Origin of the sequence: Brucella rhizosphaerae, from assembly GCF_002252475.1 — a bacterium.
In the GTDB taxonomy this organism is placed as follows: domain Bacteria; phylum Pseudomonadota; class Alphaproteobacteria; order Rhizobiales; family Rhizobiaceae; genus Brucella; species Brucella rhizosphaerae.
In genome coordinates, this window is record NZ_NNRK01000015.1 from 16,172 (window position 1) to 29,363 (window position 13,192).

Here is a 13,192-nt window from a genome sequence, read left to right on the forward strand (position 1 = left end):
GTGTTCCTATTGAGCACAAGGATCACGATCCCGGGCAAAATAACACCGGTCATGTCGCCGTTTCTTTCAGCTGCGCAATACAGGTTCAGGCACCGCTTAGACCAATCATATGTTCACCACCTGCGGCAAAGGCTGATCAACACGCATCGCATGATCGAGGACACGCTGGAGATTTGCAGCATGGCGGAAATTCGGCTCCAATCCTATACCATCAGCTACCGCTCGGGCAAAACGCTGATAATTCGTTTCAACCGGGTTTACTTCAATATCGCGCCAGACCGGTTTCTCGATATCTTCGCCGATCGAGCCACGGAGGGTCGAACCCGTGGGTGTATGAATGACTTCCAACGCACCCTTGTCTCCGTGAATGCGTAATCGCAATTCGTTAAGATGCCCCGTTGCCCAACGGCTGGCATGTATCACGCCCAGTGCCCCGTTCGAATACTCCGCCATCATCACAAAACTATCGTTTGCATCAAGCACGTATTCGCCGATGTGGTTGTTTTCGGCCTTATCGAAGGTTTTCAGTCGCGCTGATGCGCGCTCGACATCGCTGCCGATTGCATAGGATGCAAAATCAAGAATATGAATGCCTACGTCGCCAAGAACGCCGTTGGAACCATGGCGCGTGGACAGTCTCCAGAGCCACTTGCTCTCGGTTTTCCAGTCACCCCATGTTTTCGACACAAGCCAACTTTGCAGATAAGAAGCCTCAAAGTGGCGCACCTGACCAATCTCTCCTGACATTACGATTTCTCGCGCTTTCTGCAATGGTGCCACATTGCGATAAGTGAGATTGACCATATTGATAATGCCCGCCTGCTCTGCGGCATCAGCCATTTCAGCGGCTTTCTCGTAGCTCTCAGCGAGCGGCTTTTCACAGAAGATGTGCTTGCCCGCACCAATGAGCGCCAAAGATGTCGGATGGTGAATCGCGTCTGGCGTTACATTTGCAACGGCATCAAACTGGTTCCAGTCAAGAGCATCCTCAAGCCGCGTGAAGCGGTTGTGAATGTCATGGTTTTCAGAAAACGCATCAACGCGTTCCGCCGAAACGTCACAAGCTGCAACCACCTCGACACCATCTATGGCGTTGAAGGCCTCGGCATGGTTCTTTGCCATGCCGCCAGTTCCTAGAATAAGAAGACGCATCATGCACCTCAACGATATCCGGCTTCGCCAGCTTTATGAAGTTTAGGGCCGCGCTCCACAATTGGCTCCAAAGCCTGATCTACAGGGACATTGGGCGCCGTGTGAATATCCGTCCAGGCAGGCTGGGGATTGTAAGCCCATTTGACTGAGTTGCGGAGCACAGTCTGCACATTTCCATCATGGTATGTCGGGTAGGTTTCGTGACCGGGGCGGAAATAGAAGATATTGCCTGCTCCACGGCGCCATGTCAGACCCGAACGGAATACCTCACCGCCCGCAAACCATGAGATAAATACAGTTTCGAGCGGTTCAGGGACTGAAAATTGCTCGCCATACATTTCCTCGTTTTCAAGCACAAAATTCTCATCCAGCCCCTGCGCAATGGGATGTCCGCGATTGACGACCCAGACACGCTCACGTTCGCCTGCTTCACGCCATTTCAGCGCGCAGGGTGTCCCCATCAACCGTTTGAAAATTTTTGAAAAATGGCCTGAGTGAAGCACGATCAGCCCCATACCCTCAAACACGCGTTTGGCAACGCGCTCAACAATTTCGTCGTTTACGCCACCATGATCCTTGTGACCCCACCACACCAAAACGTCCGTGTTGGCAAGGCGTTCCTCTGTCAGACCATGTTCCGGTTCCTGCAAGGTGGCTGTCGTCGCTTCAATGCTGCTATCGGCATTCAGCGCATCTGCAATCGTGTTGTGCATTCCCTTAGGATAAACAGAGCGCACAGTTTCATTAATCTGCTCATGAATATTTTCACCCCAGACGATAGTGCGGATAGACACGGGTATTCTCCTTGCTTGCGGCTTATCAGCCTTTTGTTTCAATTAAAGCTTTGACGCGCACGCCTGTTGATGAAACCAACGCTTGAACGCTATTGTTCCAAGAAACGACTTTTTATTGGAAAGGCTGCCTATCCGTCCTGAGCGCGCCCATTTTCATCAAATCGATGGATACGCTCACCGGTCGGCGCTATTGATAGCAAATCACCGGCCTTGCGGATCGACACACCACTTTCACGAACCACAAGCGGTTCTTCGAGGCCAAGATCAATATAGACATATGTATCTGACCCCAGAATTTCAGTGTGGATCACGTGGCCACTCCACTGACCGCCGCTTGCGACAACCTGGAGATGTTCTGGTCGTAGTCCAACCGTATATGTCCCGAATTGCTCCGCATATTGTCCATTCAACAGGTTCATTTTGGGTGAGCCGATAAAGCCCGCGACGAAAAGCGAATTCGGTTTTTCATAAAGTTCAAGCGGTGTCCCTATCTGCTCCACCCGCCCGTCACGCAGCACACAGATGCGATCAGCCAGTGTCATCGCTTCCACCTGATCATGTGTTACATAGATCATGGTTGTATCTTCCATACTCTGATGGAGTTTGGCGATTTCCAGTCTCGTCGCCACACGAAGTGCTGCATCAAGATTGGATAGAGGTTCGTCGAACAGAAACACCTTCGGATCCCGAACGATGGCGCGCCCAATTGCAACGCGCTGACGCTGACCACCTGAGAGCTGACGCGGCAAGCGTTCAAGATAAGGCGTTAGCTGCAACATCTCTGCCGCCTGTTCGATGCGGCGCTTGCATTCATGTTTGTCCTTGCCCGCAAGCTGCATGCCAAAGGCCATATTCTGATAGACAGTCATATGCGGGTATAGCGCATAAGATTGAAACACCATGGCAATGCCGCGTTTGGACGGGCTTAAGCTGTTAACTACCGTATCGTCGATAGAGAGACTTCCAGAGGTAATATCCTCAAGACCGGCGATGAGGCGCAGAAGTGTGGATTTCCCGCAGCCGGACGGACCAACAAAAACCATGAACTCGCCGGGGCGAATGTCCATATCGACGCCCTTTATGACTTCAAAATTCCCGAATGATTTGCGTACATCGCGCAATTGAAGCTGTGCCATATATAAACTCCTACCCCTTCACGCCGCCCGCCGTCAGACCGGACACGATCCGCCGCTGGAAGATGAGAACAAGGATGACAAGGGGAACCGTTACGATGACCGATGCGGCCATGATATTGCCCCATGGGATTTCGAACTGACTGCTGCCAGACAAGAGCGCAATAGCTACCGGAACTGTGCGCTGGCCCGCAGACGACGTGAAAGTGAGTGCAAACAAGAACTCATTCCATGCGGAGATAAATGCGAGCAGCCCTGTTGTTACCAGTGCTGGCCACATGAGTGGCATGAACACACGTGTGATAATGATCCAGGGTGATGCGCCGTCAACAATCGCTGCCTCTTCGATTTCTACCGGCAGATCGCGCATGAAAGTCGTCAGAACCCAAACCGTGAACGGCAACGTGAAAATCATATAGGAGAAGATCAAAGCCAGAGGTGTGTTGAATATCCCGAGGAACCGGATGAGCTCAAATAAACCTGCGAGCACCGCAATTTGCGGGAACATTGATACCGACAAAATGGTCAGCAGTAACAAGCCACGCCCACGGAAATTCACCCGAGCCAGCGCATATGATGCGGTGACTGCCAGAAGCAGCGAAATGGCAACGACAATCGTTGCAATAAACAGAGAATTGCCGAGGCTTCGAAGAAAACTACCTTGAGTGAGAACACCAGCATAATTGCTTATGGAAACGTTCGTCGGCCAGAAATCGACCTGAAAGAGGGCTGTTCCCGATTTAAAGCTCGTTATGATCGCATAATAAAACGGAAATACTGCAACAATAATAATGATCAAAACCAGCAGATAGAAGCTGAACATCTTGAGATGATGCATGTCTATTCTCCTCTTCCACCGATGTTTACACGTCCAAAGAACATGTACAGCACAGTGATGGCTGCAATGATGAGAAACAGCATCGTAGATGCGGTTGCACCATAGGCAAACTTATCGAAATCGAAGAGATTTTCTCTGGCAAAAACCGACATTGTTTTGGTCTGCGCATTATTAGGTGTCAGTACATAGATGAGATCGAAAATACGCAGTGCATCAAGCATGCGGAAGATAATCGCCACCATCAACGCGGGACGAATAAGTGGTAAGGTTACCCGCCAGAACACCTTGAGCGGATGCACGCCATCGATCTTTGCAGCTTCATAGACATCGGATGGAACCATCTGCAAACCAGCAAGAATAAGCAGAGCCATGAACGGGGTCGTTTTCCAAACATCAACGATCAGGATCGCGATCATCGCTGTATCAGGATTGGCAGTCCATGCAATTTTTTGGCTTATGAGGCCGAGATTGAGAAATATATGATTGAGAATGCCAAACTGATCGTTGAGCATCCAGCCCCACATTTTCGCTGAGACGATTGTTGGAATAGCCCATGGGATCAGGATCGCCGCGCGCACAAGCCCTCGCCCGGGAAATCTTGCATTGAGCACGAGTGCTACAATCAAGCCGAAGATGGTTTCGAGACCAACCGAAAAGATTGTAAATCTGATCGTATTCCAGACAGCGCCCCACCACGCTGGATCAACAAGAAGACCACGATAAACCGTACGTCCGCTCTTTAACGTGATCCATGTTAAGTAGTTTTTGAAACCGACAAACTCTGCTGTCGCGAGACTGGTAAGTGAAGCGTTTGTGAAACTGAAATAGATGGTTCTAAGCAACGGCCAGCCGGCCACAAGTGCCAGAACAATCAACGTTGGCGCGAGGAACAGCCACGCTGAACGAATGCGTTGGGTATGCAAATCCGAGTATTGCCGACGACCGTTCGACACTCTTGGTCCATCAACAGAAGTCTCTGTCATGATCTTCCTCTGGGTACGGCTTACTCTGAAAATTGTGCGTTCGGATCGCTTGGGAATTGATCCGAACGCGGCTTGATAAGTGCTTACCAGCCTGAGCCTTCGAGCTCCGTCAGGTCGACTTCAAGCATTTCGAGATTCTCCGCAGCAGTGCCACTTCCCGAAAGGGTCTTGTGCACGGCAGTCCAGAATTTCGACGAGACTTCATTATATTTTACTTTCGTCGCAGCCGAAGGACGCGGCACCGCATTTTGGAAGATGGGTTTCCAGTTTGCCATGAACGGCTGTGCTGCAATAATTTCCTTATCGTCGTAAAGCGCTTCAATGGTGGGCAAGCGCGAAATTTCCACTGCCTGCACCTTTTGGACCTCTGGTGAAGCCAGGTATTTTACCAAAGCAATCGCAGCATCCTGTTTGGTGGAGTATTTGGATACAGCAAGATTCCACCCGCCAAGCGTAGAAGATGGCGCTTCGCCTTCTGCTCCCGCAGGTAAAGGCGCTACATCAAACTTGCCTTTTATACCGCTATCGTCATTGTTGCCAAGCGCGTAAGCGTAGGGCCAATTGCGCATAAACACCGCATTTCCAGTCTGCCAAACACCACGGGACTCTTCCTCCTGATAGGCAAGAACCCCCTGCGGCGAAATCGTGCCGATCCAACCCTTTGCGCGATCAATCGCAGCAGCTGCTTGTTCGTTATTAATTGAGACCGTTCCATCGGCTTCTACAATCTGGCCGCCACCGGAAGACTTGACCCACTCAAGTGCATTGCAAGTCAGGCCTTCATAAGCATTGCCCTGAAAAACAAAGCCCCATAGATCAGCTTTGCCGTCGGACCGCTCTTTGTCCATGATCTCCTTGGCGGTAACAGTCATCTCATCCCATGTTTTCGGGACCGATTTTCCGTATTTTTCCAGTAGGTCTTTGCGATAAAACAATGCGGGCGCATCGGTATAGAAGGGTAAGGCAACCAACTTGCCATTTACCGTCTGAGACGCGATGATCGATGGAAAATGGGTTCCCGTTACATCTTTCGTGGCTTCGGTCAGATCAATAAACTGGTCTGAAAGCTGTGGTGCCCAAACGATATCTGTCTGATAAACATCGATATCTGCATTGCCTGCAGCAAGCCATAGACGATACTGGCTGAATTGTTCGCTGCTCGAAGGCGGCATTGAAACAATATGAACCTTGTTGCCCGTATCCCTTTCGAATTTGGTAATTTGGTCCTGCAAAAATTTGATGTTGTTGCCGGTTGAATTGGCTGCAATCGAAATTTCAGCCGCATGAGCAAATGCTGTGGCAAAGCCAAATGCAACACAAGCCGTCAGTGCGCCCTTAAGAGCTTTCATTGTTCCCTCCTCCCATCCATTCTGCAAGCGGTCGTTTAAATCGAAAACGGTTTGGATGCTGAAAAGGTTGCAGAAGGCTTCAAATCTGTCAAGTCGCTGTTTTTTGGGGTACCGACGATTTAAAAGTTCATTAATATTATACTTATTTATCAATATGATAATTTATTTCGCTTGCGCAAGCCAAAGTCATACCGGTCAGTTCAAACGCTTTAATTACACAAGAATTTCAGATTAACTTGAAAACGGTTTGGTTCTGTTTCATAATTCAAACCGGACTGATATTCATGTGAGCGTCCTGCTAATTGTTAATCGCAAGGAAGTAACTATAATCCACCACCTTACCAATGCTCCAAACCGTTAGGCCAAATGAAACTCCGCGAATTCGCCAAACAATTGGGACTCTCCGCTACAACCGTCAGTCGTGCACTCAGTGGCTATCCGGAAGTTGCTGAAACAACCCGCATGCGCGTGAGGGACGAAGCGGCGCGGCTGGGATATAGTCCGAATGTCAACGCCGTGCGACTTGTAACAGGTCGTGCTGGTGCCATTGGCGTTGTGATGGGGCGTAATAGTGAGTTTCACTTCGCCGAATTTATGCGTGGGATGGCCGAACGGCTAAGCCAAGATGAGGTCGATATCCTTGTCAGTCCGATAGCAAACAACGGCACAGAAGACGAGATTGAACTGTGCCGGCGTCTCGCGACGAGTCGGCGTGTCGACGCTATAATCGTGACATCCCCAAAGCCCAACGATGAACGCATCCGTTTGCTAAGTGAACTGGGCATGCCTTTTCTCGTTCATGGTCGATCAAAAATCGATGTGCCTCATGCATGGCTTGATATCGATAATGAAGGTGCAGTTTATCGTTCCACGACCCACCTGCTTGATCTTGGCCACTGCCGTATTGCTATGATCAATGGTCGCCAAGGCTTTACGTTCTCACTTGATAGGGACATTGGATATCGAAAAGCGCTCGAAGAAAAGGGATTTGAGTTTGACCCTGGTCTCGTCGAGCACGGCGATTTCACCGACGAAATCGGTTATCGTTTGGCGCGGAAACTCCTAGAGCGCGATTTGAGGCCGACTGCCTTTGTCGCGGGCTCGATGATGACTGCTTTGGGCATCTATCGAGCGGCACGTTCTTTTGGTTTAACGATTGGCAAAGATATTTCCGTGATCGCACATGATGATGTGATTTCATTTCTGAGTGCAGACAATATGGTACCGTCACTCACAGCAACACGCTCATCGATGCGTGCCGCAGGTAAACGTTGTGCGGACATGTTGATGGATATTCTTGACGGCAAGTCTCCTGCCGATATCCATGAACTCTGGCCCGTCGAGCTAATCCTAAGGGAAACCGCCACTCGCGTACCAGATACGGTTTAATTTTGCTTGAAAAGTACTCATCTCCCAATCTGTGAGGCATAGTTCAACAGCCTTCGGGCTGCTTTCTTATGAAGCGGCACTGCGTTTGAGGTGCAGCAGTAAAGTGTAGATTTTCTCTTTAACGAGATATCTGTTTACTTGAGGTCTCCAAATCTATGGCCCCGGAAACGGGGCCATAGTTCTCTTGCTGTGCGTGTTGCTTGCGAACTATCCGCTCACCATTTCGTTCTGAAGCCGATTGTTGCTTTGAGGCTGTAGCTGTCCGCGAAGTTGGTGAGACTGGTGTTGATGGAGCCTTCACCATAAAGCGCGTATTTGTCATCAGCCCAGGCGTATGTGCCACCAGCTCCAAGCCCGCCCCAGGTCTTGTCATCACCGGTCCCGAACGTGGTCCCCGCAACCTTCACACTCATGTCGCCCAGGAACTCCTGATACAGATTGGCAATGCCATAGACGTTTGTGCGGGTAAGCAGGCCATTGGCATCCCGCCATGCATTGCGGTAATCGGCCGAGATCCCGATGCGGCCTGTCAGACTGTCGCCATTCGGCACTCAGCGCATAGCCAAAGCCCTTGCGGCCATTGGCAAGGCTCTTGTTGGCAGTCGTTGAATTGAAGTCATTGTCGTACCAGCTGGCCTGCGCCTGCGTATCGACATAAAAGCCATGATCGCCATACCATGTCAGCGTTCCGCCAAGACCCCAGCCCTGTGTCTCAACATCACCATCGCTTTGCCGCGACGAGATGTCGGAATGCGCATTGCCATACTGGCCTGTAATCCCGCCGATCAGCTTGCCGCTCTCACCCTCATAGAACTGGCCATCCACACCCGCCTGCATCAGATAGGTATTGATATCCTGCTTCATGCCAGAGCCATTCGGTTCAAGACGGCTGTGCGCACCTTCGATGCGGCCCCAGATGCCGCGCTGATCAATCGCCGTACCAGCTTCTTCGGAGGAGACAAGCGGAGTGCCGATGGCATCCGCGCCCTGTTCGATGACCGGATTGGCTGCCCCATCCCAATAGCGATTGCCAACACGCTGTTGCAGCGTTGGCAGCTTGTTGAGCGTCTGCATGGCGACAACCGCCCCCTGATAGAGCGGTACACCGGGATTGATGATCGGACCTGTGCCGTCCTTCAGCTCACTGCGCAGATACCAGTCGCCATCCGCAGGCGAACTGACACCACCTTCATGCAGTGAATAGGCATAAGCCCCCGCCACAACCGCCTGCTGGCCATCCTTCGTGGTGTAATCACCTGCAAGATTGAACGTGCCATTGGACTGGCCGCCAACCGAGATGATCTTGATGCCCTCATTGGTCTTCGCACCCATGCCACCGCGATTGTTCACCTTCACGGTGCTTGTGCCCGACGTATCCCCGCCAACCTTCAGAAGATCAGTCTTCGAACTGTCGTCTCCAAGCACCGTGTTCAGCACAAGCATCCCGCCATTGCCCGTATAGTTGCCAGCCACGTTCAGCACCGTTCCGCCATTCCCGCCGAAGTCGGTCAGGCCATTGTTGGAAAGCGAGACCATTGCGGTATCAAAGCCATTCAGGAGAAGGCTGCTGCCTGCACTGACCGAATAGGCGGAGGCTCCGCTGAACGCTCCTTTGGCACCCTGTCTGAGCGTACCGCCATTAAGCTGCGTCGCACCGCTATAGCTGCTGGTGCCTGCAAGGGTCAGTGACCCGGAGCTGTTCTTGGTCAGACCACCGGTTCCTGACCACGTGCCAGAGAATATGCTGTCAAAATCCTGATTGAGCGTCAGTGTGCCTGAACCAAGCGAGACCGTGCCGCCGCCATCCTTGCCATCCAGCAGACCCCGGACTGTGGTGTTGAAGTTGTTAAGATCAGCGGTTGCTCCCGCATTGACTATCAGGCGGCCCGAACCAAAGGCATTGTCTGCAATGCCAGCCTGCGCTGTTCCGCTCGAAACCGTCAAACCACCAGAGAAGCTGTTATTGCCTGAGAAGGTTGTCGTGCCCGCACCTCGCTGCAGCACTTCGCCTTCACCACTGATGACGCCGTCAAAATTAACTGCATCAGAGCGGTTGAAGGCCAGTGTACCATAATCATAGGCTGTGCGTGCCAGCACCACATCACCGGTAATACTGCCCGATGCGCCGCCATCACCAAGTTGCAGGATACCTTCATTCACGGTCGTCCCACCCGTATAGGTGTTCAAACCCGTCAGAACCAATGTACCGAAGTCGTTCTTGTTCAGGCCTTGCGTGCCCTGAAGCTCAGCGGCAATCGTCGCCGTCGCATTCTTGTCCACGCGGATGATCGGTGTTGCATCCCCTGCAAGGGTCAGAGCATCGCCGTCAAGCCGATAGCCATCTGTAGCAAACTGCATGCCGCTGGCCGATACGGTACCGCCACCATTATCCACAGTGACTGTGCCCGCAGAACCGGTGAAGACAGCAAACTGGCCATTCGCCCATGAACCGTTGACCTGCCCGTCACTGCCCGTCCAGTCATCATTGGCCACATTCCAGATGCCATTGCCACCGTCGATGTTGTTATTGCGATGTTTGGCAGGATCATCGCCGTCCCAGAAGTTGAGCGTCACGCCCATTGTATTGACCAGATTGACCTGATGCTGGACTGCGGTCTGAACCGTCATTTGAGACGTATCACCACCCGGAACAGTACCTAGCAAAAACCCGTTATCGGTCAAACCACCGTCATAGTCGAAGATGCGATAAAGCCCGGGACCAAACCCGCCCATATCCGTTACGTTCAGTGTGCCATCCAGTGTCAGATTGCCGTGCACATTAAACAGACCATTGGTGGTTGGTGCGCCCAGTACCACATTGACATTGTTGCCAGCAGCAAGCGTCAGATCGTGATCAAAGGTCAGCGTCTGGCCTTCACGACCGACAAGATTAGCACCGCCCGCATCAAGCGTGGCATTGCCTTTGACGGTACCTGTGCCGCCAAGGCTTGCACCGGAGGCCACTTCAACCGTGCCCCCAAGCGCACCATTGACCAGAAGCGTACCCGTGCTGACCGATGTTCTGCCTGTAAAGACGGAACTGTCTCCATTCAGGGAAAGTGCACCGGAACCCATCTGGTTTAGTAATCCGGCACCACTCAGACTGCCATCAAAATCCACAGCATCGGAATGATTGAAGGCAAGTGCCGCACCGGTAGCAATCGAGGCACCACCTTTGATACTGCCGCTCACATGGCCATCACCCAGCTGCAACGTGCCAGTCGAAACCGACGTGCCACCCGTATAAGTGTTGTCGGCAGTCAGAATGGTCGTACCGGAGCCAGTCTGAGAGAGAAAGCCTGTACCCGAGATGAGACCGGAAAACATCACTCCGTCAGAACGATTGAAGGCCAAGGTGCCATTGTTGGTCACATCACCCATAATGCTGCCTGTCGTGCCACCATTGCCCAGCTGCAATGTGCCAGACGAAATTATCGTGCCACCCGTATATGTGCTGTCACCCGTCAGAATGGTTGCACCGGGACCAGTCTGTGTGAGAGCTCCTGTACCAGAGATAAGGCCGGAAAACGTCAGGCCGTCAGAACGATTAAAGACTAACGTGCCATTGTTGGCTACATCACCCTCAATGCTACCTGTCGTGCCACCATTGCCTAGCTGCAATGTGCCAGACGAAATTATCGTGCCACCCGTATAGGTGTTGTCGGCGGTCAGCGTGACTATGCTGTCCACTGGACCTTTCTGCTCGACAAAGCCTGTGCCGGAAATCAGGTGATCAAACACAACACTATCAGAGCGATTGAACGCAAGCGTGCCTTTCGTAGTCGCGTCTATACCAGTAATAACATCTCCGGATACACTGCCAGTTGTTCCGCCGTTACCAATCTGCAGCACACCCTGTTTAATCGTCCAGCCATTATAGTCGCCGATCAGCGTCCAGGTGCTTGCGCCATCCTTGGCATTGGTTTGAAATCCCCGGTATTGCTCTGTTCCAGTGGTCGTGGCACTCACACTGCCCGCAAATGTATCGTCATCATCGCCACCGAGAATGAACGTATTGCCAGTTCCCTGAGCAACTACATCACCGGTAATAACCGAACCGGAATGTAGCTCGAGAGTGCTGTTGCCGCCCGTAAAACTGACCGCATATGTCCGATCAGTACCGTTGCCGTATAGCCCTCCGCTGATCGTTCCTGCATTTATGACTTTGCCACCGCCACCTGACAACAGAATACCATACCCCCCGGCAGCCCATGTGCTGGCAGTCCCGTCCGATTTCAGCCCCCCGGTTCCGCCTCTTCCGCCCGTAATTGTACCCTTATTTGTGACGGTACCGCCTTGACTGGCCGTTATGCCATTCCCACCAAGGCCACCGTCACCCGGCGGCGGATTGCCAGCAGCTGCACTTGGTTTTTTTCCGCCATTTCCACCATTGCCGCCTCGCATGGTGCCATTTATGTTTAAGACAGTGCTTGTGTCACCAAGCACGATAGCGTCAGCACCCCTGCCCCCATCTCCGCTGTTGCCAGTGCTGCCGTGATTTGCGTATCTCCTTTCATAGGAGGCATCCCCACCAGTACCACCATCGTTGCCATCACCACCGGCAATCGTTCCACCAGTATTGGACACGGAGTTATTCGCACCGGAAAGCTGCAAGGCAATCCCGCCATTACCGCCTGCTCCTCCTTGTCCTGAAAACCGCGCGTTGACTCCCTGGGTACTACCGGAACCACCGCCATCAGCACCCGCAGCACCCTGTCCTCCCGATAACTGCCCTGTGTTGAAAATGGTTGCTGTTGTCGAAAAGGTGACTGCTACGCCGCCATTTCCCCCATTGCCGCCGTCACCGCCGGAACCGGCGGATGACATGCCATAACCTCCGTTCCCGCCGTTACCACCTTGCCCGCCAGCGCCCCCACTGATCGAACCGTTGTTGTCCAGAGTGCCTCCACCTGAGACGAGGACGCCATTGCCACCATCTCGACCATTCCCGCCCGCTGCACCATCTCCACCATTGCTGGGAGTGTTTCCTAAAAAACCATCGGAATTACCTCCGCGACCAGCAGCGCCACCGGCCCCACCTGTACCGCCGCCGATCACACCCGAGCCCGCATTTCTGACACTTACTCCGTCATTGAAGATAGCTGCCGTACCACCCATGCCACCAACGCCGCCTGTACCGCCGTCCCGTGTAGCTACCACGGCAGGAAATCTTACATCTTGACCAACGGCCGCCACATTACCTGCACCGCCGGCGCCGCCACGAATTGTGCCCGCATTCTGAACAGCCGTAGCATTGTCGTAATAAACGCCTGTGCCGCCGTCACCGCCGTCGCCCGCGCTACCGCCGCTGGTATCCGCGGTGGCAGTGGCTGTTATGCTCGTGCCACCACTACCACCGCTACCGCCATTAATAGTCGTGTTATTCTCAAGACTGGTATCAGACGACAGAACACCTGTACCGCCGCCGCCGCCGCCGCCACCACCGCCTGCATTCTGATTTTGAGACAAGATACCGCTTGCACCATCATCGCCATTTCCACCAGAGACTGCTCTGGTGGAAGACGGGTCAACAGATGAAGCGCCCAAGCTACCC

Annotated in this window: 9 protein-coding genes; 1 reads left to right on the forward strand and 8 read right to left on the reverse strand. The window is 52.7% G+C overall.

Annotated features, from left to right (window positions below; genetic code table 11):
* Positions 1-105 precede the first annotated feature (105 nt).
* The 6 genes from CEV32_RS02040 to CEV32_RS02065 form a co-directional block, all read right to left on the reverse strand.
* Positions 106-1,152, reverse strand: coding sequence for a Gfo/Idh/MocA family protein (locus tag CEV32_RS02040; protein ID WP_094573785.1), 1,047 nt, complete (start codon positions 1,150-1,152; stop codon positions 106-108).
* Between the two features lie 8 nt (positions 1,153-1,160).
* Positions 1,161-1,988: a ThuA domain-containing protein gene (locus CEV32_RS02045; protein ID WP_374883673.1), complete on the reverse strand. Its 828-nt coding sequence runs from the start codon at positions 1,986-1,988 to the stop codon at positions 1,161-1,163.
* 86 nt (positions 1,989-2,074) lie between these two features.
* Positions 2,075-3,082: an ABC transporter ATP-binding protein gene (locus CEV32_RS02050; RefSeq protein WP_094573787.1), complete on the reverse strand. Its 1,008-nt coding sequence runs from the start codon at positions 3,080-3,082 to the stop codon at positions 2,075-2,077.
* Between the two features lie 10 nt (positions 3,083-3,092).
* The gene (locus CEV32_RS02055; protein ID WP_094573788.1) at positions 3,093-3,917 is read right to left on the reverse strand and encodes a carbohydrate ABC transporter permease; all 825 of its coding nucleotides are present in this window, start codon (positions 3,915-3,917) and stop codon (positions 3,093-3,095) included.
* A gap of 2 nt (positions 3,918-3,919) precedes the next feature.
* Positions 3,920-4,900, reverse strand: a complete 981-nt coding sequence (locus tag CEV32_RS02060; RefSeq protein WP_094573789.1) for a carbohydrate ABC transporter permease — start codon at positions 4,898-4,900, stop codon at positions 3,920-3,922.
* A gap of 83 nt (positions 4,901-4,983) precedes the next feature.
* On the reverse strand, positions 4,984-6,249 hold the full coding sequence (locus CEV32_RS02065; protein WP_094573790.1) for an ABC transporter substrate-binding protein: 1,266 nt from the start codon (positions 6,247-6,249) through the stop codon (positions 4,984-4,986).
* Positions 6,250-6,615: 366 nt separating this feature from the next.
* Between CEV32_RS02065 and CEV32_RS02070 the strand changes: the two genes are divergently transcribed.
* Complete coding sequence (locus CEV32_RS02070) at positions 6,616-7,638, forward strand: substrate-binding domain-containing protein (RefSeq protein ID WP_094573791.1); 1,023 nt, start codon at positions 6,616-6,618, stop codon at positions 7,636-7,638.
* A 215-nt stretch (positions 7,639-7,853) separates the two neighbouring features.
* Here CEV32_RS02070 and CEV32_RS23795 read toward each other — a convergent pair whose 3' ends face one another.
* Both CEV32_RS23795 and CEV32_RS23800 read right to left on the reverse strand, forming a co-directional pair.
* Positions 7,854-8,051, reverse strand: a complete 198-nt coding sequence (locus CEV32_RS23795) for an autotransporter outer membrane beta-barrel domain-containing protein (RefSeq protein ID WP_208620782.1) — start codon at positions 8,049-8,051, stop codon at positions 7,854-7,856.
* Positions 8,011-13,185, reverse strand: coding sequence for an autotransporter outer membrane beta-barrel domain-containing protein (locus CEV32_RS23800; RefSeq protein WP_268876659.1), 5,175 nt, complete (start codon positions 13,183-13,185; stop codon positions 8,011-8,013). The genes CEV32_RS23795 and CEV32_RS23800 overlap by 41 nt, the downstream gene beginning before the upstream one ends.
* Positions 13,186-13,192: the final 7 nt, after the last annotated feature.